The sequence below is a fragment of the Kibdelosporangium persicum genome, assembly GCF_013280595.1.
In the GTDB taxonomy this organism is placed as follows: Bacteria; Actinomycetota; Actinomycetes; order Mycobacteriales; family Pseudonocardiaceae; genus Kibdelosporangium; species Kibdelosporangium persicum.
This window is the reverse complement of the sequence record NZ_JAAATY010000009.1, coordinates 201569-224797: the sequence shown is the minus strand read 5'-3', so window position 1 is coordinate 224797 and position 23229 is coordinate 201569. Positions and strand designations below refer to the sequence as shown.

22 protein-coding genes and 1 other RNA gene are annotated in these 23229 nt (G+C 68.4%); 7 read left to right on the top strand and 16 right to left on the bottom strand.

Going from position 1 to position 23229, the window contains the following annotated elements:
- Positions 1-4: 4 nt before the first annotated feature.
- From GC106_RS18730 to GC106_RS18685, 10 genes are all read right to left on the bottom strand, one after another.
- Positions 5-1762, bottom strand: a complete 1758-nt coding sequence (locus tag GC106_RS18730) for an ABC transporter substrate-binding protein (protein ID WP_173132069.1) — start codon at positions 1760-1762, stop codon at positions 5-7.
- A 60-nt stretch (positions 1763-1822) separates the two neighbouring features.
- The gene (locus GC106_RS18725; protein WP_173132066.1) at positions 1823-2824 is read right to left on the bottom strand and encodes an ABC transporter permease; all 1002 of its coding nucleotides are present in this window, start codon (positions 2822-2824) and stop codon (positions 1823-1825) included.
- A 462-nt stretch (positions 2825-3286) separates the two neighbouring features.
- Positions 3287-4399: an ABC transporter ATP-binding protein gene (locus GC106_RS18720; protein ID WP_173132063.1), complete on the bottom strand. Its 1113-nt coding sequence runs from the start codon at positions 4397-4399 to the stop codon at positions 3287-3289.
- On the bottom strand, positions 4396-5403 hold the full coding sequence (locus GC106_RS18715; RefSeq protein ID WP_173132060.1) for an ABC transporter ATP-binding protein: 1008 nt from the start codon (positions 5401-5403) through the stop codon (positions 4396-4398). Before GC106_RS18715 ends, GC106_RS18720 begins: the two co-directional genes overlap by 4 nt.
- A 6-nt stretch (positions 5404-5409) precedes the next feature.
- Positions 5410-6339 carry an ABC transporter permease gene (locus GC106_RS18710; RefSeq protein ID WP_173132057.1) on the bottom strand — a complete coding sequence of 310 codons (930 nt, stop codon included), beginning with the start codon at positions 6337-6339 and terminating at the stop codon, positions 5410-5412.
- A complete protein-coding gene (locus GC106_RS18705; RefSeq protein WP_173132054.1) occupies positions 6336-7361 on the bottom strand; it encodes an ABC transporter permease in 1026 nt (341 codons plus the stop codon). Before GC106_RS18705 ends, GC106_RS18710 begins: the two co-directional genes overlap by 4 nt.
- A 25-nt stretch (positions 7362-7386) precedes the next feature.
- Positions 7387-9075 (bottom strand): ABC transporter substrate-binding protein, encoded by a 1689-nt coding sequence (locus GC106_RS18700; protein WP_173132051.1) that lies wholly within the window; start codon positions 9073-9075, stop codon positions 7387-7389.
- A gap of 97 nt (positions 9076-9172) precedes the next feature.
- Entirely contained in the window at positions 9173-9715 is a 543-nt protein-coding gene (locus GC106_RS18695) for a uridine kinase family protein (RefSeq protein ID WP_173132047.1), read from the bottom strand.
- Positions 9712-10308, bottom strand: coding sequence for a recombination mediator RecR (gene recR, locus GC106_RS18690; RefSeq protein ID WP_173132043.1), 597 nt, complete (start codon positions 10306-10308; stop codon positions 9712-9714). The genes GC106_RS18695 and recR overlap by 4 nt, the downstream gene beginning before the upstream one ends.
- On the bottom strand, positions 10308-10643 hold the full coding sequence (locus tag GC106_RS18685) for a YbaB/EbfC family nucleoid-associated protein (RefSeq protein ID WP_312872723.1): 336 nt from the start codon (positions 10641-10643) through the stop codon (positions 10308-10310). Before GC106_RS18685 ends, recR begins: the two co-directional genes overlap by 1 nt.
- Positions 10644-10698: 55 nt before the next feature.
- Here GC106_RS18685 and GC106_RS18680 point away from each other — a divergent pair, with 55 nt between their 5' ends.
- Complete coding sequence (locus GC106_RS18680; RefSeq protein WP_312872722.1) at positions 10699-11568, top strand: N-acetylmuramoyl-L-alanine amidase; 870 nt, start codon at positions 10699-10701, stop codon at positions 11566-11568.
- An 84-nt stretch (positions 11569-11652) separates the two neighbouring features.
- Here GC106_RS18680 and GC106_RS18675 read toward each other — a convergent pair whose 3' ends face one another.
- A complete protein-coding gene (locus tag GC106_RS18675) occupies positions 11653-12234 on the bottom strand; it encodes a TetR/AcrR family transcriptional regulator (protein ID WP_173132040.1) in 582 nt (193 codons plus the stop codon).
- A 106-nt stretch (positions 12235-12340) separates the two neighbouring features.
- On the opposite strand from GC106_RS18675, the gene GC106_RS18670 reads away from it, so the two are divergent.
- Complete coding sequence (locus GC106_RS18670) at positions 12341-12718, top strand: DUF4267 domain-containing protein (protein WP_173132037.1); 378 nt, start codon at positions 12341-12343, stop codon at positions 12716-12718.
- 7 nt (positions 12719-12725) lie between these two features.
- Here the strand turns inward: GC106_RS18670 and GC106_RS18665 are convergent, their stop codons facing one another.
- On the bottom strand, positions 12726-14672 hold the full coding sequence (locus GC106_RS18665) for a DNA polymerase III subunit gamma and tau (protein ID WP_173132034.1): 1947 nt from the start codon (positions 14670-14672) through the stop codon (positions 12726-12728).
- A gap of 69 nt (positions 14673-14741) precedes the next feature.
- Here GC106_RS18665 and ffs point away from each other — a divergent pair.
- Together ffs and GC106_RS18655 are read left to right on the top strand one after the other, a co-directional pair.
- Positions 14742-14838: signal recognition particle sRNA small type (ffs, locus tag GC106_RS18660), an RNA gene on the top strand.
- A 409-nt stretch (positions 14839-15247) separates the two neighbouring features.
- Complete coding sequence (locus GC106_RS18655; RefSeq protein WP_173132031.1) at positions 15248-16030, top strand: S1 family peptidase; 783 nt, start codon at positions 15248-15250, stop codon at positions 16028-16030.
- Here GC106_RS18655 and GC106_RS18650 read toward each other — a convergent pair.
- Together GC106_RS18650 and GC106_RS18645 are read right to left on the bottom strand one after the other, a co-directional pair.
- Positions 16014-16571 carry a nitroreductase family protein gene (locus tag GC106_RS18650; RefSeq protein WP_173132028.1) on the bottom strand — a complete coding sequence of 186 codons (558 nt, stop codon included), beginning with the start codon at positions 16569-16571 and terminating at the stop codon, positions 16014-16016. The genes GC106_RS18655 and GC106_RS18650 overlap by 17 nt on opposite strands.
- Positions 16572-16582: 11 nt before the next feature.
- Positions 16583-17794 (bottom strand): putative hexosyltransferase, encoded by a 1212-nt coding sequence (locus GC106_RS18645; protein WP_312872721.1) that lies wholly within the window; start codon positions 17792-17794, stop codon positions 16583-16585.
- Positions 17795-17918: 124 nt separating this feature from the next.
- On the opposite strand from GC106_RS18645, the gene GC106_RS18640 reads away from it, so the two are divergent.
- Both GC106_RS18640 and GC106_RS18635 read left to right on the top strand, forming a co-directional pair.
- Positions 17919-19184: an aspartate kinase gene (locus tag GC106_RS18640; RefSeq protein WP_173132025.1), complete on the top strand. Its 1266-nt coding sequence runs from the start codon at positions 17919-17921 to the stop codon at positions 19182-19184.
- Positions 19184-20245, top strand: a complete 1062-nt coding sequence (locus GC106_RS18635; RefSeq protein WP_173132022.1) for an aspartate-semialdehyde dehydrogenase — start codon at positions 19184-19186, stop codon at positions 20243-20245. Before GC106_RS18640 ends, GC106_RS18635 begins: the two co-directional genes overlap by 1 nt.
- A 32-nt stretch (positions 20246-20277) precedes the next feature.
- On the opposite strand, the gene GC106_RS18630 is transcribed toward GC106_RS18635, so the two are convergent.
- Positions 20278-21453, bottom strand: a complete 1176-nt coding sequence (locus GC106_RS18630; RefSeq protein WP_246366154.1) for an MFS transporter — start codon at positions 21451-21453, stop codon at positions 20278-20280.
- Positions 21454-21636: 183 nt separating this feature from the next.
- Here GC106_RS18630 and GC106_RS18625 point away from each other — a divergent pair, with 183 nt between their 5' ends.
- Positions 21637-22095, top strand: coding sequence for a Fur family transcriptional regulator (locus GC106_RS18625; RefSeq protein ID WP_173132019.1), 459 nt, complete (start codon positions 21637-21639; stop codon positions 22093-22095).
- A 27-nt stretch (positions 22096-22122) separates the two neighbouring features.
- Here GC106_RS18625 and GC106_RS18620 read toward each other — a convergent pair whose 3' ends face one another.
- The gene (locus tag GC106_RS18620; protein ID WP_173132016.1) at positions 22123-23169 is read right to left on the bottom strand and encodes an alpha/beta hydrolase; all 1047 of its coding nucleotides are present in this window, start codon (positions 23167-23169) and stop codon (positions 22123-22125) included.
- Between the last annotated feature and the right edge of the window lie 60 nt (positions 23170-23229).

The window sequence follows — 23229 nt, the reverse complement described above, 5'->3', positions numbered from 1 at the left end:
TAACTCAGTTCTGCACGCCCAGGGCGGTGTAGTCGTACTCCGAGAAACCGTCGGTGATGAACACGTTGGTCAGGTTCTTCGGCCGGTAGTACAGACCCTTGGCGATCACACCGGGCAGGGCGTACGCGGTCTCCATGGCGGCGCGGTCGACGTCGCTCCATGCCTTCTGGCGAGCCGCCTCGTCCTTCTCGGTCATCGCCTTGTCGATGGCGGCGTCGACCTTCGGGTCCTTGATGGAGAAGTTGGTGTTACCGGCAGGCTTGATGGTGCGGCTGTCGGTGATCTCCTTGAGGAAGCCGAAGCCGTTCGGCCAGTCGGCGGCCCAGCCGAAGACCATCAGGCCCAGGTTGTTCGACTTGGCGAAGTCCGGCTTGCCCGCGTACAGCTTGGCGTAGTCGGCGGTCGGGTAGGACTTGATGTTCAGCTTGATGCCGACCCGGCCGAGGGACTGCTGCAGCGACTCGGCGACCGCCTTCTCCTTCGTACGCTCGGCGCGGTAGGCGATGTTGGTCTCGAAGCCGTTCGGCTGGCCACAGGCGGCCAGTGCCTGCTTGGCCTTCTCGACGTCACCCGCGTTGTCCTTGCTCGGGTACAGGTCGATCTTCTCCGAGCCCGGGATGACCGGCGGCAGCAGGCTGGTCGCGATCTCGCCACCGGTGGCGCCACCGTAGGCACGCTGGTAGCCGGTCTTGTCGGCGGCGTACTGGATCGCCTTGCGGCACTCGATGTTGTTCAGCGGCGCGACGTCACCGTTGATGTTGGTGTACCAGAGGCGGGCGGCCAGCGGGTTGTCCGAGTTGGCCTTCAGCGCCTGGTCCGCGAGGATCTTCGCCTGGGCGGCCGGCTGCACACCGCTGCCGACCACGTCGACGTCGAGGTCACCGGAGATCAGCCGGTTGTCGATGTCGTCCGCGTTGACGTTCAGCGCCATGGTGATCTTGTCCGGCAGCGCCTTGCGGTTCGGGTCGGTCGCCGGGTCCCAGTGCTCGTTGCGGACCAGCGTGAAGCTCTTGCCGAGCTCGTTGGTCTCGAACCTGTACGGACCGGTGGAGATGACCTTTTCCTTGTACTTCGTCCCGGTGTCCTTGGCCTTCGGCACGGGGATCGTGGACGGCATGCCGGCGAAGTAGTCGAAGTCCGCGAACGGCTTGGACAGCTTGAACACGATGGTGTTGTCGTCCGGCGTCTCGATGGCCTTCAGGCCGAGGCCGTTCGGGTCGCTGTCCTTGTACGGCGAGGTGTAGCCCTGCAGGTCGAGGAACTCGTTGAAGTACGTCGGGCCGTTGGGGAACGTGTCCTTGTCCAGCGACCGGGACACCGCGTACTTGACGTCCTTCGAGGTGACGACCGTGCCGTCCTCGAACTTGACGCCCTTGCGGATCTTGTACGTCCAGGTCTTCAGGTCGGCGCTCGGCTCGCCCTTGGCCTCGGCGAGGTCCGGCGTCAGCTTGGCGCCTTCCTGGCCCGGGGCCGGCTTGAACATCATCAGCGAGCGGCCGTACAGCCGGATGAAGTTCCACGAGTACGCGTAGTAGGTGTCACCCGGGTCCAGCGAGTCCCAGTCACCCGCGTTGGCCATCCGCAGGGTGCCGCCCTTCTTGTCGGAAGGGTTGAAGACCTTGCCGATGGCTGCGTTGGGGCCGGTGGCGGTGGTGCCGCCGTTGCTGTTGTTGTTGCTGCCACCTCCGCCGCCACACGCGGAGAGTGCCATGACGGCTGCCGCGCCGGCGGCGACCATCGTGACCGTGCGTTGTTTCCTCATCTACAGTTGCACCCCTTTTAGGTTGCTAGCAGCCACCGGGTCGGCGGCTTTTCCGATGGCCTAACGCGCTCGCGGATCCAGTGCGTCGCGAAGTCCGTCACCGAAAAGGTTGAAGGCCAACACGGTGATGAAGATGGCCAGACCTGGGAAAACCATGTACCAGGCGTCGACCTGGTACCACCTGGACGCCTCGGACAGCATCGTGCCCCACGTCGCCGACGGTGGCTGGATACCGACACCGAGGAACGACAGGGCCGCCTCGAACAGGATGTTCGTCGGGATCAGCAGGGTCGAGTAGACCAGGATGGGCGCGACCAGGTTGGGCAGCAGTTCCTTGAACAGGACGTGCGGTGCCCGGGCACCGAGGCTGCGGGACGCGTCGATGAACTCGCGTTCCCGCAACGAAAGCGTCTGCGCCCGGATGATCCGGCCGATGTACGGCCAGCTGAAGAACCCGATGATGAAGATCAGCATGAAGATCCGCGACCCGTCGCGGCCGAAGCCGAACGCGTTGTCCGGCACCACACCGACCAGCGCGATGGCGAACAGCAGCAACGGGAAGGCGAGGAACACGTCCATCAGACGGCTGATGAAGGTGTCCACCCAGCCGCGGAAGTACCCGGCGATGACACCCATGACGGTGCCGATCAGCACGGACAGCAAGGTGGCCGCGAAGCCGATCAGCAGCGAGATCCACGACCCGGCGAAGATCCGGGTGAGGATGTCGCGGCCGTTGATCGGCTCGACACCGAACGGGTGCTCCAGGCTGATCCCGCCCATGGCCCCTCTGGGGATCTGCAGGTCGGGATCGATCAGGTCCTGGTTGAAGGCGTTCGGGTCGATCACCCCGAAGACCCGGTCCAGCAGCAGGGCCACGACGGCGGCGATGATCATCACCACGATCAGGATGCCGCTGACCATCGCGACCTTGTCGCGCTTGAGCCGCATCCAGGCGATCTGACCGAGGGAACGGCCCTGGATCGCCTTCTTGCCCATGCCCTGGAGGGCGGCCTCCGGTTGTGCTTCAGAAGACCCGGAGGAGACCTCAAGCGGGGCGGTCATGCGATCGGAGTGCGGGTCGAGCGGTCAACGCAGGCACTTGTGACTTGCAGCGGTCGCCGCGACGCGTCTGAGGCAGCACGCTGCATCGGACGCGCGGATCGCGGGTAAGCCATCACGCACTCCCTAGAAAACCGTCCGGATGTTGTCCGGGTCTCACACTGTGGTCGCCGAATCTAGTCGGTCAAGTGTGCGGCCCGTACCACCGGAGGTCACAATCGGGCCACGTCGTTTCCCAAAAAACACGCAGCACCATGGGTGTGGTCACGCACTGTGAAATTTTGTGGCCACGTGCGCCGCCGGATTGTCGACTTTGAACCACCGCGTCGCGAACAGTCCCGACGAAAGACGGGTGTGTGGTATCTCACCCACGGACAGGTGATGGGCCGGGCAAGTCCGGTTGACGGACCGGCGAAATTCACTCGAACGAAGTGTGAAAGCCGGTCCGTACGGCGTGTCCGCGCTTCACGGACCGAGCGCCTCCGTGACGGAGGCCGGGCCGGCCAGCGGGTCGTCCGGTCCGATACCGCCGGTGACGTCCTGTTCGACCAACTCCGGCTCGACCGCGTGCGGCCGGATCTTCCCGGCCCTGATGTCCTCGGCGTAGTGGCACGCGACCCGGTGGCCGGGCGCGATCTCCCGCAGCGCCGGCCGCTCGGTGTCGCACCGCTGCCGCTGACGCCAGGGGCACCGGGTGTGGAAGCGGCAGCCGGCCGGCGGCCTGGCCGGCGACGGCAGGTCCCCGGCGAGCAGGATGCGTTCGCGCCTGTCCTCCACGATCGGATCAGGCACCGGCACCGCCGAGAACAGCGCCCGCGTGTACGGGTGCAGCGGCTCGGCGTACAGCAGGTCCGACGGCGCCTCTTCCACCAGGCCGCCGAGGTACATCACGCCGACCCGGTCGGAGATGTGCCGCACCACGGCCAGGTCGTGCGCGATCACCAGATAGGTCAGGCCGAACTCCTGCTGCAAATCCTCCAGCAGGTTGATCACCTGGGCCTGCACGGACACGTCGAGCGCGGAGACCGGCTCGTCGGCCACGATCAGTTCCGGCTCGACCGTGAGCGCCCGCGCGATGCCGATCCGCTGCCGCTGGCCACCGGAGAACTCGTGGGGATAGCGGCGCAGTGACGTGCTCGGCAGGCCGACCGACGACAGCAGCGAACGCAGGCGTTTGGCCGTCGCCTGCCGGTCGGTGTCCAGGCCGTGTGCCCGCATCCCCTCGACCAGGATCGATTCCACCGACTGCCGGGGGTCCAGCGAGGACATCGGGTCCTGGAAGACCATCTGCATCCGGCGGCGCATCGTGCGCAGCGGCTCGCCCTTCATGGCAGACAGGTCGATGCCGTCGAAGACGACGCGGCCCGCCGTCGGCTCGGTCAGCTTGAGCATGGCGCGGCCGAGCGTCGACTTGCCGCACCCGGACTCGCCGACCAGCCCGTAGGTCTCGCCACGCCGGATGGCCAGGTCAACGCCGTCGACGGCGTAGACGTAGCCGACGGTCCGGTCGAGCACGACCCCGCGTTTGATCGGGAAGTGCACCTTGATGTCCTGCACCTCGACCAGGGTGTCGGTCATACCAGGGCCTCCCCGTCACGCTTGGCCCGTTCGACCGGGTTGTGGCACCGCAGCGACCGGTTGTCCGGCACGCCGACGTCGTCCGTCATCTCCGGAGTCACCTCGACGCAGACGTCCAAGGCGTTGGGGCAGCGGGGCGCGAACGCGCACCCGGTGGTCCACGGGATGTTGTCGGCCACCGAGCCGGTGATCGGCGACAGCCGGTCCCCTCTCGGCGCGTCCAGCCTGGGGATCGAGGACAGCAGGCCGTGCGTGTACGGATGCCTTGGTATGGCGAACAAATCGTGGCGCTTGGCCCGTTCGACCACGCGGCCCGCGTAGAGCACGTTCACCTCGTCGCACAGGCCGGCCACCACACCGAGGTCGTGCGTAATCATGATCAGCGCGGTCTCGGTGTCCCGCACCAGATTCGCCAGCAGCGCGAGGATCTGCGCCTGGATGGTGACGTCAAGCGCGGTGGTCGGTTCGTCGGCGATCAGTAGCCGGGGACGGCAGGCCAGCGCGATCGCGATCAGCGCGCGCTGCCGCATGCCGCCGGACAGCTGGTGCGGGTACTCGTCGAGCCTGCGCCTCGGGTCCGGGATGCCGACCTTGTCGAGCAGGTCGGCGGCCTCCACTGTGGCCTGCCGGCGCGACATCCCCCGGTGGCGCTCCAGGACCTCGGTGACCTGCAACCCGATCGGCACCACCGGGTTCAAAGAGGACAGTGGGTCCTGGAACACCATGCCGAGATCACGGCCGCGCCGGTCACGCATTTGCCTGTCGGACAACGACAGCAGCTCGGTCGCGTCGAACCGGGCCGAACCGGAGACGTGCGGGCCCCGCTTCGGCAGCAGGCCCATGATCGTCAAAGCGGTGACGGACTTGCCGCAGCCGGACTCGCCGACCAGCCCGACCGTCTGGCCTGGCTGCACATCGAAGCTGACCCCGTCGACGGCACGTACGGGCTCCTCACCCCGGCGGCGGAACTCCACCTTCAGGTCACGAACTTCCAGCAACGCCACCGAGAATCACCGCCGGCTCTTCGGGTCGAGCGCCTCGCGCAGCGACTCGCCCACCAATGTGAAACCCAACGCCACCACCACGATGCACCCGGCCGGCCAGAACGCCAGCTCCGGATGACTGTCGATGACGTTCTGCGCCTGGCCGAGCATCTGCCCCCACTCCGGAAGCCGGTCGTCGGGATTGCCGAGACCGAGGAACGACAACCCGGCCGCCTCAATGATCGCGATCGCGAGCACCAGGGTGGCCTGCACGATCACCGGTCCCAGCGAGTTGGGCAGCATGTGCCGGAACACGATCGCCCGTTCCCGCACGCCCAGCGCACGCGCGGCGAGCACGTGATCGCTGTGCCGCTGCGCCAGCATCGAGCCGCGCAACAGCCGGGCGAACACCGGGATCTGCACGATCGCCACCGCGAGGATCACCGTGTACTGGTTGGGTTGGGCGAACAACGAGCCGATGGAGACCGCCAGCAGCAAGCCCGGGATCGACAGCATCACGTCGACCACACGCATGACCACGGTGTCGACCCATCCGCTCAACGCGCCCGCGAGCGTGCCGAGCACCAACCCGCCCGCCAGGCCGATCAACGTGGCCAGCACGCCGACCAGCAGCGTCTGCTGGGCGCCGACCAGCAGACGGGACAGCAGGTCACGGCCGACCTGGTCGCCGCCGAGCGGATGCCCCGGCTGGGACGGCGGGATCTCGTTGCGGGCGCGGACGACCTGGTCGCCCAGCATCGGCTCGGCCGGGTCGTGCGGGGCGAGCAGCGGCGCCAGCAGCGCCAGCACCACGAACGCCACCACGATCGCCGCGCCGAGCAGGAACACCGGGTTGCGGCGCAGCCTGCGCCAGGCCGCGGCGGCCAGGCTCACCCCGGCGTCGGACCTGGCGGTGTGCTGGGCCAGCTTGTCGATCTTGTCCGTACGTGCCGTCATCGGCCACCGCCCGATCCGCTCCGGATCCGGGGGTCGATCACCGCGTAGGACAGGTCGACCGCCAGATTGACGAGGACAAAAACCCCGGCGGCGCACAGGATCAACAGCAGCAGCACGGGGTAGTCACGCCGCTCGAAGCCGATCGCCAGCGCCTGGCCGATGCCGGGGAAGGCGAACACCTTCTCGGTCAGCACGGCACCCGCCAGCAACGCCCCGGTCTGCAGGCCGATCGTGGTCACCACCGGCAACATGGCGTTGCGCAGCACGTGCCGTCGCCGGATCACCGGAGTGGTCAGGCCCTTCGACTCGGCGGTGCGCACGAAGTCCTCGTCGAGCACGTCGAGCACCGAGGCCCGGGTGATCCGGAAGATCACCGAGAACGGGATGCTGGACAACGCGATCGCCGGCAGGATCAGGTGTTTGACCGCGTCCCACGCCGCGTCCCACTCACGCGTGATCAGGCCGTCCAGCACGAAGAACCCGGTGACCCTGGTCGCGTCCAGCCCGCCCTCCTGCCGTCCGGTGGTCGGGAACCAGCCCAGCTCCACCGCGAAGACCTGCTTGAGCACGAACGCGAGGAAGAACACCGGCACCGCGACGCCGATCAGCGAGCCGACCACGCTGAGGTTGTCCAGCACGCCGCCGCGGCGGCGGGCGGCCAGGTAGCCCAACGGGATTCCGACCGCGACGGCGATCAGGATCGCCAGCACGGACAACTCCAGCGTCGCCGGAAACCGTTGCAGGAAGATCTCCATCGCCGAGTCGCCCGGCTGCACACCGGTGGACACGCCGAAGTCACCGGACAAGGCGCGTCCGAGGAACTTGAAGTACTGCACGAAAATCGGCTGATCCAGACCCAGCTCGGCGGTCAGCTGGGCACGCAGGGCAGGGGTGGCCCGCTCGCCCAGGAGGGCCGAGACCGGCCCTCCTGGCAGCGAACGCAACCACGCGAACAGCAGCAGCGACAGCGCCACGACCACGAGCACAAGCTGCAGCAGCCGCCGGACGGTGTAACGGAGCACAGTTCTCTTCGGTCTTTCCCGCGTCTCAGCCGAGGCTGACGGTGTGGAACCGCTCGTCGGTCAACGGGCTGGGGACCAGGCCACTGACCTTGGCGGAGGTGACCAGCGCGGGCGGCGAGTGGGCGACCGGGATGGCCGGCAGGTACTCCGCCTTCAGCTTCTTGTTCAGCGCCTCGTACATCGCCTTGCGCTTGTTCGTGTCGGGCTCGGCGTCGGCCGCCTTGATCTCGGCGGACAGCTGCGCGCCCCAGGTCGCCGAGCCGGTGGCGAACCGGTTGTTCGGGTCGGAGAAGAAGTTGCCGATGAAGTTGTCCGGTGTGTTGTAGTCACCGTTCCAGCCCAACAGGAACACGTCGGCCTTGGCCTGGTCGACGTCTTCCAGGTAGCCGCCGTTCCACGGCTTGCTGACCACGTTGAGCTTCATCCCGATCGCCTCGAGGTTGCCCCGGATGAACCCGAAGATGTCGCGCGGGTTGGGCATGTAGGGCCGGGTGACCTCGGTCGGCCAGTAGAACGTGACCTCGAGGTTGCTCGCGCCCGCCTCGGCCAGCAGGGTCTTGGCCTTCTCCGGGTTGTACTCGTACTTCTGCACGTCGGCGGTCCAGCCGGAGACCGTGTCCGGGTAGAGGTTCTCGGCGACCTTCGCGCCCTCCGGGTACTGCTGCTTGATCAGGCCCTCGCGGTCGATGGCGTGCGCGATCGCCTGGCGCACCTTCAGGTCACGCAGCTTCGCGTTGTTCTTCTGGCCGATGCCGAGGTACATGACGTTGAACGCCGGACGGATCAGCAGCTTGTGCCCGTCCTTCTTCAGCTGGTCCCAGTCCGCGGGGGACGGCAGGTCGTAGCCCTGCACGTCACCGGACTGCAACGCCTGCTTGCGTGCGGTCTCGTCCGGGATCGCCCGCAGGATCAGCTTGTCCAGCAGTGCCTTGGTGCCCCAGTAGTCCTCGTTGCGGACCAGTTCGACGGTGCCGTTCGCCTTGTCGTACTTGGAGAACTTGAACGGGCCGGTGCCGCTGGGGTGCTCCTGGCCGTAGGCCGGGTAGACGAAGCTGTCGCCCTGCTGGACCACGTTGTCCGCGTTGTGCTGCTTCATCGCGGTCGGGCTCTGCATGGCGAACGACGGCAGGCCGAGGATGTCCGGGAACTTGCTGGTGTAGCTGGTCAGCTCGACCACGGCGGTCTGCGGGTCCTTGACCGTGCAGGACTTGAACAGCGACGGCTTGGCGCCGTCGGAGAACCCGCCGAAGTTGTCCTGCCAGTAGCCGGTGACGGCCGGGCTCTGGCCCGCGCCCTTCTGGTTGTACCAGCGGTTGAAGTTGTAGCAGGCGGCGTCGGCGTTGAACTCGGTGCCGTCGTGGAACTTCGCGCCCTTGCGGAGGGTGAACGTCCACTGCTTGCCGTCCGGGGTGGACTCCCACTTCTCGGCCAGGCCCGCCTCGACCTCCGCGGTGCCCGGCTTGAACTCCACCAGTCCCTCGAAGATCTGCTGGGAGGTCCGGAAGGTCGCGCCGTCGGTGGCGAAGAACGGGTCGAACAGCTTCGGTGCACCCTCGGTCGCGAAGGTCATGGTGCCGCCTGCCTTGGCGGTGGCGTCACCGGCACCCTGATCGTTCTGCCCTCTCTGCGACTCCGCGCAGGCGGATAAGACGAGAACCGCGGAAAGGCCGACCGCCGCGAGGCGACCGGTTCGGACCTTACGGGACTGCACCATCGAACACCCCAAAAAGTCAGAATGGCACGTTCTGGTCGCCGACCATATCCGCTTCCGGGCCGCTACCAGGTCACGAATCGGCCAACCATGCCTCGGGTCAGGCATTGCCCAACGCTGTCGTGACGACGTGGTCGGCGTGGTCACGCGTGCGGTCGACGGCGAACCAGCCCTGCTCGAAGCGCTGCCAGTCGGCGAGATGTCGCCGACTGGCCTCGCCGTCACGGGCCACCGCGCGTTCGAGGCGTTCGGCCGGATCGGGGTGTTCACACCAGATCAGGGCGGACAACTGGGAACGGATCGAATGCCTGCCCGCCGAGACGCCTTCGAGCACCAGCACGCCGGGGACCTCGACGGTGACCCATCCGCCCAGCCTGGGCGTACCGTCCTGCCACTCCATCCGCTGGTAGGCGCCGGGCCGGCCCTCGGCGAGCGGTCGCAGCACACCGGCTTCGAGCCGGGGCCACCAGGCGACCGGGTCGTCCCAGGTGGCGAAGTCGTCGGTGGAGACGAGCGCGGCGCCGGGCAGGGCGGCGACGAGTTCACGGGCGAAGGTGGACTTGCCTGAGCCCGAGGGGCCGTCGACCGCGACGAGACGGACGCCGCCGAGTCTCGGCGGCGCCGCCAGGATCTCGTCGATCACACCGCCCGGCGGCCGGAGAGCGCACGGGTGAGCGTGAGCTCGTCGGCGAACTCCAGGTCACCGCCCATCGGCAGCCCGGAGGCCAGCCTGGTCACGGTCAGCCCGGGGAAGTCACGCAGCAGCCGGATCAGGTAGGTGGCCGTGGCCTCGCCCTCGGTGTTCGGGTCGGTCGCCAGGATCACCTCGGTGATGTCGTGCTCGCCGATCCGCGACAGCAGCTGGCGGATCCGCAGCTGGTCCGGGCCGATGCCGGACAACGGGTCCAGCGCGCCGCCGAGCACGTGGTAGCGGCCCTTGAACTCCCGGGTCCGCTCGATCGCCAGCACGTCCTTGGGTTCCTCGACCACGCACACCTTCTGCGGGTCACGCCGGGCGTCCCGGCAGATGCGGCACGTCGCCTGCTCGGAGACGTTGCCGCAGACGTCGCAGAACACCACGCCTTCTTTGACCTTCTGCAGCGCGTCCTGCAGCCGCGCGATGTCCGCGGGCTCGGCGGCCAGCAGGTGGAAGGCGATCCGCTGGGCGCTCTTCGGACCCACCCCCGGCAGCCGGCCGAGCTCGTCGATCAGGTCTTGGACCGGGCCTTCGTACATCAGAGACCGGGCAGTCCCAGTGCGCCGCCGAACCCGCCTGCCAGGCCGCCCATCTTCTCCTCGGCGAGCTTCTGCGCGTTGCGGTTGGCGTCCCTGATCGCGGCCACGACCAGGTCGGACAGGGTCTCGACGTCCTCGGGGTCGACCACCTTCGGATCGATGACCAGCGCGGTCAGCTCACCGGCGCCGGAGACCGTCGCGGTGACCAAACCGCCGCCCGCGGTGCCGGTCACCTCGACTTCCTCGAGCTCCTGCTGCGCGGACGCGAGCTTCTCCTGCATGGCCTGCGCCTGCTGCAGGATGTCCTGGATGTTCGGCATTCCTCCGGGTTGCACCGCTGGCTCCTCGAGTTCGCGTCCGTGTTCCTGTTGTCAAGACTAGTCTCTCGGTGTGACGTCCTCGCCTCGCCGCGCCTGTTTCACGCTCGCCACCGCGCTGGTCTTCCTCGCCGCGTGCGGGACCACCGAAACGGGCACACCGACGGCGGCGTCACGGGTACTGAGCGCGACGGTGGTGGATGTTCCGCCCGGCTCGCCCACGGTGCCGGTGCCGTCGTCGACCGGGTCGGTCGTGACCGAACCCTCGGCTCCGTCGGCACGGCAGGCGCCGGTACCGGACAAAGTCGTGGTCCTCGACCCCGGGCACAACGGCGGCAACGCGTCGAACCCCGCGGAGATCAACAAGAAGGTGCCCGCGGGTCGTGGGCAGACCAAGGCGTGCAACACGACCGGAACGTCGACCAACGCGGGCTACGCCGAGCACCAGTTCACGTGGGACGTTTCGGTCCGCGTACGGGATCTGTTGACTGCCAACGGGATCAAGGTCGTGATGACCCGCGACAACGACACCGGCGTCGGGCCTTGTGTGGACCGGCGGGCCGCGATCGGCAACCAGGCGGGCGCGGCGGCGGTCGTGTCCATTCACGCCGATGGCTCGAATTCCCCTGGCGCACATGGCTTTCACATCGCCTACTCGGCGCCGCCGCTGAACCCGGCCCAGGGCGAACCGGCGATCCGTCTCGCCAGGACACTGCGGGATGGCCTGCGCTCAGCGGGTTTCGCGCCGTCCACCTACATCGGATCGGACGGCCTGTCCCCACGGGCCGACCTCGGCGGCCTGAACCTCTCCGAGCGCCCGGCGGCCTTGGTGGAATGCGGGAACATGCGCAACGCCCAAGAAGCCGCGGTGTTGTCCAGTCCGGACGGCCGCCAGCGCTACGCGGCCGCCATCTCCTCAGCGATCCTCGCCTACCTAGCCTGACCCCGTGTCCACCACTCCAGCACCCCGAGTTGACCGTTCCAGCACCCCGAGTTGACCGTTCCGGCACAGTGAGGATGCGGCCGGTCAGTCTGGGGTGTCGGTGAGCCGACTGACGAGGAAGTCAAGCCGCTCGTCCTGAACGTCCGCAGGGATACGGCCGCTGTCCGACAGCACGGCTATGCCGTGCAACGTACTCCAGACGACTTCGGCGAACAGTTCGCGCCGCGCGTTGTCCGGCCGGAAGCAGCTGACGAATTCGTCGAAGCCGGCGCGCAGCGGGGGCGGTGTCTCGGCGTGCGCGAACTTCACGTCGGTCGGCATGACGAACATCGCCTGGTAGAGGGCGGGCCGCTCGGAGGCGAACTCCAGGTAAGCGCGGCAGACGGCATGCAGAGCCTGCCGCAGTGGTTCCGGATCGGCCAGCCGGGCCTGGCGTAGGCGGGCGGCGAGTTCGCCGAAGCCGTCGATCGCGACGGCGCGAACGATGGCGTCCTTGCCGCTGAAGTGGCTGTACAGCACGGGCTGGCTGTACTCGACGCGCTCAGCGAGCCGTCGCGTCGTCACCGCTTCCCAGCCTTCGGCTTCGGCGAGTTCGCGGGCTGCCGTGATGATCAGCTGGTGGCGTTGGGCGCGTTCCCGTTCCCGGCGCTCCTTGATGGCGGACACCACTCGATTCTAGCAACGCTAGACATTCTGTCGACAGTATGGCTATCGTCGACACAACAACTAGCGCTGCTAGCAACCGAGGCGCTGTCCCTGGGAGGAAGCCACCATGCTCACCAACGTCGCCCTAGTACTCGCCGCCCTGATCGGCGTGGGCATCATCGTCATCGGCGCACGTGTGTTCTGGGCACCGCAGGCCGCGGCCGGGTTCGGCATCCCCGGCACGCCGACCGAGGACCGCACCTTCCAGGCATGGCTGACCGTCAAAGGCGTCCGCGACATCGCCTCGGGGATCTTCGTCTTCGTCCTGCTGATCGGCGGGTCACCCCACCTGCTGGGCTGGTTCATGCTGGCCGCGACCGGCATCCCCGTCGGCGACGCGCTGATCGTGTTGCGCAACAAAGGACCCAAGGCGGTCGCTTACGGCGTCCACGCCAGCACCGCAGCGGTGATGCTGGTGATCAGCGTGCTGCTCCTTGTCGCGTGACCAGCCGCTAGATCTTGCGGGCGCCCAGTTCCTGGGTCAGCAGCTCGATCGCCACTTCTTCCGGGTCACGGGCCACGACACGCTCGCCTTCGCTGGGCTTGTGCGAGGCCTCGGCGAGCATCTCCTCCTCTTCCTCCTCCGGGGTCTTCGGCGGGGGAGGGGGCGGGAGGGGGTCGTCGGGCTCGGGCGGTTCCGGCGGCGGCGGGATGTCGTCGTGGTCCGCCGCCGGACGCGTAGCCTGGCGCTGCGGCGGCTCAGGCGCCGACGCACGGCTCGGGCGCGTCGGCTGCGGCCGCGGCTGGGCGGGGGCCTGGGCTTGCGGTGCCGGAGCCGACCCGGCGTGCACGCACGTGACCCGCCACTTCCCACCGAGCACGTTGCTCAGCGCCTGGCTGATCAGGTCGACGTTCCGCGCGTCCGCCAAGCGGCGCGCCAACGGCGCCGCGGCGTGCGCGATCACGACGGTGTCGCCGTCGACGCTCTGCACGGTCGCGTTGGTGAGCATGGCCTCGGTGCTCCGGCCGCCAGGCTGACGCCGGACTTCCCCGAGCAGCTCCGGCCAGATCCGGCGAATGGCCGCCGCGTCCATCGCACCCGGCTCCGCGGGCGGTGCGGCCACAGGTTCCGGCTGAGGCGCGGGAGCCGGGGCCGGTGGAGGCGGCGGCGCCTGCTGTCGCACAGGCGTGGCAACGGGTTCCGCCGCGGGCCGGGGCGCGGGAGCGGGCTGAGGTGCGGGAGCGGGCTGAGCAAGGGCCGGAACGGCGGCAGCGGCGACGGGCGCGACCGCGGCACGCTTCTCCAGCTGCTCAAGCCGTTGCAGCACAGCGGAATCAAGCGACGGATCGCCCTGTACCGCGGCGGGCAGGAGCATTCGCGCGCACAGCAGCTCCATCACCAGACGCGGCGACGTCGCCCCGCGCATCTCGATCAGTCCTGTGTGGACGATCTCGGCGAACCGGGACAACGTGGCCGGGCCGATCCGGTCGGCCTGCGCGCTCATCCGGCCGAGTTCGTCACCGGGCACGTTCACCAGCCCGCGCGCGCCGGAATCCGGAACGGCACTGAGCAGAACCAGATCACGCAACCGGTCGAGCAGGTCCGAGGCGAACCGTCGCGGGTCGTGCCCCGCGTCGACGAGCCGCTCGATCGTGCCGTACACGGCCGCGGCGTCGCCGGTCGCCAGACCGTCGACCATGTCGTTGATCAACGCGATGTCGGTGACGCCCAGCAGCGCGATCGCGCGCTCGTACGTCACCCCGTCCGGACCGGCACCGGACAGCAGCTGGTCCATGACGGACTGCGTGTCCCGGGCCGAGCCGCCGCCCGCCCGGATGACCAGCGGGAACACCGACGGCTCGACCGTGACACCCTCGGCCGCGCAGTTGCGCTCCAGCAGCTCCCGCATCACGCCCGGCGGGATCAGCCGGAACGGGTAGTGGTGGGTACGGGAGCGGATGGTCGGCAGGACCTTGTCCGGCTCGGTGGTGGCGAAGATGAAGATGAGGTGCTCGGGTGGCTCCTCCACGATCTTCAGCAGGGCGTTGAAACCCTGCGTGGTGACCATGTGGGCCTCGTCGATGATGAAGACCCGGTAGCGCGAGATCGCCGGAGCGAAGAACGCCCGGTCCCGCAGCTCACGCGTGTCGTCGACACCACCGTGGCTGGCCGCGTCCAGTTCGACCACGTCGACACTGCCCGGCCCGTTCGGCGCCAGCGAGATGCACGACTCGCACACACCACACGGATCGGGCGTCGGCCCCTGCTCGCAGTTGAGCGACCGGGCCATGATCCGCGCACTGGACGTCTTGCCGCAGCCGCGCGGCCCGGAGAACAGGTACGCGTGATTGACCCGACCGGCCGCGAGCGCCGTGCGCAACGGCTCGGTGACGTGCTCCTGACCGACCACCTCAGCGAAGGTCGCCGGACGGTACTTGCGGTAGAGGGCGAGCGCCACGGAGGTGACCCTACCCAAGGGCACCGACAATCCCGGCGCCAGGACCTGTTCGCCGGTTCGCTACACTGAACGTGGACCTCGTGCGGTGTCCATCCTGTGAACCTCCCCAGGGCCGGAAGGCAGCAAGGATAAGCGGGCTCTGGCAGGTGCACGGGGTCCGCTTCTTTGCTGGGGTCTTGCTTGCCGCTGGGGGTCGCGGACCGGGTCCGCCCTGTGTTTTCTGGGGGCCGAGCCCGCTTATTTCGCTGCGTGCCTCCTTGCGCTGTGGGCGCGGGCATAGCCCCGGTGTTTTCTGGGGGCCGAGCCCCCAGACCCCCACGGTGCGAGCTCCTTCCGACCCAGCGCTGGGTGCGGTGGGGTTTGACCAGCATCGGGTGCGTTGGGGGTGACCGGCGTGGGGCGGGGTGGGGTTTGACCAGTGCTGGGTGCGGTGGCTCTGTGGCTTTCTGCCTTGGCCTGATCCTTTGACTGGCAATGTCATGCGCCGATCAGCGGGTTGCACGGTCTGTTGTCGTCCGATTACTCATGGATCATGCCGCTTGGCCATGAGCGGCACCGAGGAAAAGGAGACAACCATGGCGGCTACCCTGCCCCGCCTGGTGCGGGCCTGCATCGTCGCGGTTGTGACGACGCTGGCCACCCTGTCGTCCGTGTCAGTGGCATCGGCCGACGTCACGCCGATGATCGTTGGCGGCACCCGTGCCAACATCAACGACTACAAGTACACCGTCTACCTGGCCAGTTCCTCTGGCTCGCAGTTCTGCGGCGGCACGCTGGTCAGCGCGACCAAGGTGGTCACCGCGGCGCACTGCACCGTCGGCCGTAGCGCGTCGAGCACCCGTGTGGTGTGGGGACGTGAGGACAAGCAGAGCACCGCGGGCACGGTCGCGACCGTGACCCGGATCTGGATCCACCCGAGCTACACGACCGCGACCCGCGGCTACGACGTCTCCGTGCTGACCCTCGGAACCAGCCTCCCGGGCCCGTACCTGCCGTTGGCCACGCCGCAGGACACGGCGCTCTACGCGGCGGGCACCCAGACGACGATCCTCGGCTGGGGCACCACCAGTTCCGGCGGTTCGACTTCTCGTTACCTGCTCAAGGCCAACGTCCCGCTCACGAGTGACGCAAGCTGCCGCAGTGCTTACGGCACGTCGTTCATCCAGACGGCCATGGTCTGCGCCGGTTACCCGAACGGTGGCGTGGACACCTGCCAGGGCGACTCCGGTGGCCCGCTGGTCGCGGGCGGCAAGCTGATCGGTGACACCTCATGGGGCCGTGGCTGTGCGCTCGCCGGTTACCCCGGCGTGTACGGCCGGATCGCCACCTACCACGCGGCGATCACCGCTCAGCTCTGAGCGCCGGATTTCCCCACGATCCGGTGAAGGCGATCTCCGAGAGCGGCAGCCGCCTGCGCGGGGCGAGTTCCCGTTCCCGGAGATCGTCCGGGATCGCGTCGCGGTCACCCAGCTTGCCGACCGCGATCACCACGACCGGCCGGGCCTCCGGCGGCAGTTCGAACAGGATTCGCGCGCCCTCCGCGTTGAACCCGCCCATCTGGTGCGCGACCAGGCCTTCGGCCACGGCCTGCAGCACCAGGTTTTCCGTGGCCAGGCCGAGGCCGTATTCGTTGAGCGGCAACGTGCCCTTGTGGTTCACGGTCATCGCGATGCCCAGCATCAGCACCGCGGAGTTCCGTGCCCAGTTCTGGTTGCGCCGGCTCAGCACCTCGAAGATCCGCTCGAAGGTCGAGTCACCGCGTCGTCCGACCATGTAGCGGGCGGGCTGCGAGTTGCCGTACGACGGCGCCCAGCGCGCGGCCTCCAGCATCGCTTCCAGTTGCGCGTCGGTCACCACGGCGGAGGCATCGAGCCACCGCGGGCTCCACCGCTCCCTCATCAACGGATGCATCAGATCGCCCAGCTCCACACCGTCACCGAGTACGCACCGAACCAGGACGTGACCAGGGCCAGCCCGGTCAACGTGAGCACGACCGTAGCGGTCTTCCGCTTGGCCAGGCCGATCGCGATCGGGATCAGCAGCACGAACGCGGGCAGCAGCAGCCGCGCCTTGGACGCCATCAGCCCGTTCGACCCGATGTCCATGATCAGCACGCCCACGCCGAACACCATCAGCGGCCACGGCACCTTCATCCGGAACCCGATCACGACCAGCACGATGGCCCCGAGCAGCACCAGGATCGTCACACCTTCGAGCACGGACAGCTGCCGGGTCAGCGCCTCGACCGCGAACCGCCACGTGGCCGCGCCGCCGTCGAACCGCGAGTCCCACCCGCGTTCCTGCAGCTTGAAGTAGCCGAGCAGCTCGCCGGTCCGGGTCGCGACCCAGCCCAGGTAGCCGACCAGGCCGAGCGGCACCAGCAGGCCGCCGAGCCACGGCCGCCAGCCGTCCTCGCGTTTGATCACGGCCACCAGGGCCGCGAGCCCGACCGCGAGCACGAGCGCCGCCGCGGTCGGCCGGACCAGGCCGGCGCACGCGCACGCCAGACCGGCCAGGATCCAGTTCCGTTCGAGCACCCCGACCAGGGCCCACGCCGCGAACGCGCAGAACAGCGCCTCGGAGTACGGCATGACCAGCACGATGCTCATCGGCGCCGCGGCGAACAGGGCGACCAGGATCAGCCCGGCCCGCGTCGACCCGCCGGGGATCAGCCTGCCGATCCGGGCCAGGGCGTACGCGCAGAAGACCCCGGCGACGATGGTGATCGTGAACGCCGCGAACATGCGCGCGGACTCCGTGCCGCCGAAGGGCGCGGCCAGGTAGTTGATCAGCTTCGGGTAGCCGGGGAAGAACGCCAGTGGCGTCTCCGCGCTGCGCTGGCTGTAGGCGTCGACCAGACGCATCGGCACGTTGTCGTACCCGCCCGCGGCGATGCCCAGGTACCAGTCCGCGTCCCAGGATGTGAGCGCCTGGCCCATCGGGAAGCGTGTCTGATGACTCATCCACGACAGCACGAGCAGCCCGAGCTCGCGGATGCCCAGGTAGATCAGGGCAGGGGCGAGCAGGTAGGCGACTCTCCAGGCGGTCCAGGGTCTGCTCGTGGGCTCGTCGTGGCTTTCCAGGGTCGCAACCGGCTGCCGAGTCACCTCCGTCGTGGACACGCCCGACAGGCTAGAGGTAGTTAGGCCAAGTGGGCGGCGCCACACGACGAACGTAACCCGCTACCACGCGCAGGTAGGCTCACCCCGACGTGGTCTGAAGCGATTGAGGAGAGGGTTGAGCTGCGTGGCGCTCGTCGTCCAGAAATACGGCGGTTCCTCCGTTGAGAACGCCGACCGGATAAAGCGGGTCGCCGAACGCATCGTGGCCACCAAGAAGGCGGGCAACGACGTGGTCGTGGCCGTCTCCGCGATGGGAGACACCACCGACGAGCTGCTCGACCTCGCTGGTCAGGTCGCCCCGGTGCCACCGGCGCGCGAGCTGGACATGCTGCTCACGTCCGGTGAGCGGATCTCCATGTCGCTGCTGGCCATGGCCATTCACGCGCAAGGCCTCGAGGCCCGGTCGTACACCGGCTCGCAGGCGGGCGTGATCACCACGGCGGCACACGGCAACGCCCGCATCATCGACGTCACCCCGAGCCGGATCCAGGAGGCGCTCGACGACGGCGCCATCGCGATCGTGGCAGGGTTCCAGGGCGTCAGCCAGGGCACCAACGAGATCACCACGCTCGGCCGCGGCGGCACGGACACCACCGCGGTGGCCCTGGCGGCCGCGCTCGGCGCCGACGTCTGCGAGATCTACACCGACGTGGACGGCGTGTTCACCGCCGACCCGCGGATCGTGCCCAACGCCCGGCACCTGGACCGCATCACCTACGAGGAGATGCTGGAGATGGCCGCCACCGGCGCCAAGGTGCTGATGCTGCGCTGTGTCGAATACGCCCGGCGGTACGGGGTGCCGGTCCGGGTCCGGTCGTCGTTCAACCAAAAGCCCGGCACCGTCGTGACCGGGTCGATCGAGGAGCTCTCCGTGGAACAAGCGATGATCACGGGCGTCGCGCACGACCGTTCCGAAGCGAAGATCACTGTGGTCGGCGTGCCGGACAAGCTCGGCGTCGCGGCCGCGATCTTCCGGGTGATCGCCGACATCGGCGTGGACATCGACATGGTGCTGCAGAACGTGTCGTCCACCCACACCGGCCGCACCGACATCACGTTCACGCTGTCCAAGGCCAACGGCCCGACGGCGGTGGCGGCGCTGGAGAAGGTGCGCGCCGAGCTGGGCTTCGAGCAGGTGCTCTACGACGACCACATCGGCAAGGTCTCGCTGGTCGGCGCGGGCATGCGCTCGCACCCCGGCGTGACGGCGACGTTCTGCGAGGCGCTGGCCCGCGCGGGCGTGAACATCGAGATCATCAACACCTCGGAGATCCGCATCTCGGTGTTGATCAGGGACACCGAGCTGGACGCGGCGGTGCGCGCCATCCACGAGGCGTTCGAGCTGGGCGGGAACGAAGAGGCCGTGGTGTACGCGGGGAGTGGTCGCTGATGGCACCGGTACTGGCTCTCGTCGGCGCGACCGGCGCCGTCGGCAGCGTGATGATCGACGTCATGAACAACCGGCCCTCGTTCCCGTGGGGTGAGGTCCGGCTGATCGCCTCGGCGCGGTCGGCGGGCAAGAAGATGACCGTGCGCGGCCAGGAACTGACCGTCGTGGAGATCTCGCCCGAGGCCTTCGACGGCGTGGACGTGGCGATGTTCGACGTGCCCGACGAGATCTCCGCGCAGTGGGCGCCGATCGCGGCGCAGCGCGGCGCGATCGCGGTGGACAACTCCGGAGCCTTCCGGATGGACCCGGACGTGCCGCTGGTGGTGCCCGAGGTGAACGTGGACAAGATCCACGACCGCCCGCGCGGCATCATCTCCAACCCGAACTGCACGACCCTGTCGATGATGGCGGCGGTCGGCGCACTGCACCGGAAGTTCGTGCTCACCGAGCTTGTCGTGGCCTCGTACCAGGCGGCGTCGGGTGCCGGCCAGGCCGGCATCGACCGGCTCTACGCCGAGCTGGAAGCCGTGTCCGGCAAGCACGTCGGCTCGCGCGCCGGTGACGTCGGCGAGGCTCTCGAAGCGGCCGGACTGTCCATCGCGGACTCGCCGTTCCCCGCGCCGCTGGCGATGAACGTGGTCCCGTGGGCCGGTTCGCTGAAGGAGGACGGCTGGGCGAGCGAGGAGCTGAAGGTCCGCAACGAGTCCCGCAAGATCATGGGAATCCCGGACCTGAAGGTCTCGGCGACCTGCGTGCGCGTGCCGGTCGTGACGACACATTCCCTTGCCGTGCACGCGACTTTCGCCAACCCGGTGACGGTCGCCGAAGCGCACGAGGTGTTCGGGGCGCAGCCGTCGATCGTGCTCGTCGACGACCCGGCGAACGGCAGGTTCCCGACCCCGGCGGACGTCGTGGGCGCCGACCCGACGTACGTCGGCCGGGTCCGTCAGGCCCTGGACTTCCCGAACACGCTGGACTTCTTCGTCTGCGGCGACAACCTCCGCAAGGGCGCGGCCCTGAACACCTACGAAATCGCCGAAGCCCTGGTCACCCCCTCGTGAGTGTTTATCGGGGTTAGAACCCTGATAAACACTCACGAGGGCTGAGCTGCGGGTTCCTTGGGAACGGGGGCCGGTGACCGGCGGACGAGCAGCGCCGCACCCGCGGCGACGATCAGTCCGCCGGCACCGGCGCCGACGAAGCCCCAGCCCGGTGATCCGCTGTGGTCCACAACGAACCCGATGGCCGGTGAGCCCAGCGCGGCCCCGAAGGTGAACGCCGAACTCTGCAGCCCCGTCGCTTCCCCGCGCACAGCCGCTGGGACGAGCCGGCTGACCTGCTCGCCCGTGGCTGCGAGAGCCGGTGCGCACATGGCGCTGGCCGGCGCGAGCGCGAGTGCGACGACCCACCAGGTGCTGTCCACGAACAGCACGGGGATCGTCAGCGCGCCAAGCAAAGCCATCAACACGACTTGCGGCAACGACTTGCGCACGGCGCCGTGCACGAGCCCGCCCACGACCGAGGCCAGGCACAGGATCACGGTGGCGGCGCCGGTCCATTCCACCTCGCCGTGTGCACGCAGGACCGCCACGACCGTCACCTCGGTGCCCGCCAGGACGAACAACGCACCGGATCCGATCACCAGCACCGCGATCAGCCTGCTGGTCAGCCATTCCCGCCTCGGTGGCCGTTCGCCGGTCACGGCTTCTTCGTCGCCGCGGACCGGCGGGTTGAACGCGAACAACGCGACACCGACGGCCACGCAGCCCACGGCGAGTGTCTGCAACGCGACCGATGTGGACACCTGGGTGGCCAGGGCGACCGCGACGACCGGTCCGATCATGAAGCTCAGTTCGATCGAGATCGAGTCCATCGAGTACGCCGCCCGGCGGTGGCTTTCCGGCACGAGCGCGGCGATCGCCTGCCGTCCGATGGACATCGCCTGGATGGCGAACAGGCCGCCGACGAACGCCGTCGGCAGCAGCAGTTCGTACGGCATCAGCGGTGCGGTCGCCCAGAACGCCGTCTCACCGACTGTGGTGATCACCACGGCGGTCCGCAGCCCGAACCGGTCGATGATCCGTCCGGAGTACGGCGCCCCAATGCCTATGCCGATTGTCGCCGCCGCACCGACTAGGCCCGCCGCGCCGTAGCCACGTCCCAGACCGATGGCCACGTGCAACGTAAGCGCCATGGATGTGGCCGTCGCCGGGATCCTGGCGAAGAACATCAGGACCATCAGCGTGCGAACGCCCGGCAGGGTCAGCATCCGTCGATAACGCTCCACAACCAGTCAGGGGATCACCTGATCTCTGTAGTGGGCAAGCCGGTTTTTTGTTCACTCAGCGCCTCGTCGGGAACACCGTCACACGGATGGCGTAGGCGACATCGCGAATCATCCCGCACTCTGGAGGGAATGAATGACTGAAATGGTTGCTTGAGGTAGGTACCGATGACGACACCGACCGCCCCGGACCGCGCCACGCTGCGTGCGCAACTGAAGGCGTCGGGCCTGCGTGTCACCGCACCGAGGCTCGCGGTTCTGGCTTGGCTGGCCGATCATCCGCACACCACCGCCGACCAGGTCGCCACCGGCGTACGTGAGCTCCTCGGCGCCGTGTCCACCCAGGCCGTCTACGACGTGCTGCACGTTTGCGTGGCCGCCGACCTGGTACGCCAGATCGAGCCCGCCGGGCACCCGGCCCGCTTCGAGACCCGCACGGGCGACAACCACCATCACCTCGTCTGTCGCGTATGCGGCCGCACCGAGGACGTCGACTGCACGGTCGGCGCGGCGCCGTGCTTGTCCCCGGAACAGACGGCTGGTTACGTCATCGACGAGACCGAGGTGGTGTTCTGGGGTCTGTGTCCCGGCTGCATCCGCAATGAGGGCCGCGTTCCCAGCGCCTGACGCCCGGAGCGCGGCCCTCACAGCAGGTCACTCGGATGGCTTCAGTTCCAGGCCGGAGCGCAGCACTCCGGCGGCTTCGAACATCGCTTCCCGGAAACGGGTTCCGATACCCAGGAAGTTGGCATAGCCGTGGATCAGGTCGGCGTGCCGCGACAGCATGACGGGCACGCCGGCCTCTCGTAGCCGCTCCGCGTACGCCTCGCCCTCGTCACGCAGGGGGTCGAATCCCGCCGTGGCCAGGTACGCCGGCGGCAGCCCGGACAGATCCGGCGCGAGCAGCGGTGAGTACCGAGGGTCGTGCTTGTCCTGCTCGTTCACCGCGTAGTGCCCCATGAACCAGTCCATGTCGTCCTTGGTCAGGAAGAAGCCCTCGGCGAACAGCTTTTTGGACCGGGTGTCCCTGGTCGAGTCCGTGGCCGGATAGATCAACAGCTGGAACGCGGGCTTCGGGCCGCCTTCGCGCGTGGTCACGAGCGCCACGACGGCCGCGAGGTTGCCACCGGCACTGTCACCGCCCACCGCGATCGCGTCCGGATCGGCGCCCAGTTGTTTCGCGTTCGTGTGGGCGTACTTGAACGCCGTCAGCGCGTCCTCGACGCCGTGGGGGAACGGGTGCTCGGGCGCGAGCCGGTAGTCCACTGACAGCACCCGTACGCGGGCGTGCTTGGCCAGGAAACGGCACGTGTTGTCGTGGGAGTCGACATTGCCGAGCACGAACCCGCCGCCGTGGAAGAACACCAGCAACGGCGAGCCCTCGGCCAGGCCGGTCGGTGTGTAGAGCCGGGCGGGGATGGACCCGATGCTCAGGTCCCGTGCGTCGACCGGCTCGATCGGCGTGCCCGCGATCATCCGGGAGCCTGCGACCAGGTCATGCCTGGCCTTCGCCGGAGTGCCGCTGGCCAGCGACGGTACCCCGGACATCGCACGAGCGCGCAGCAGCAACTGCGCGTCCAGAGCCAGTTCCTGTCCGTCCAGCCGGATCGGCGGACCGGCGATCAGCCTGCGGATTCGGTGCGGCAGACGGTAGAGAGCGCGTAACGCGGTGCCCTGAACGGCGATCGATGAGAGCGGCATCACCCGATGCTACTGCCGGTAAGTTCCCTGAAAGGTCTGGAACTCAACCCGACTTGACGT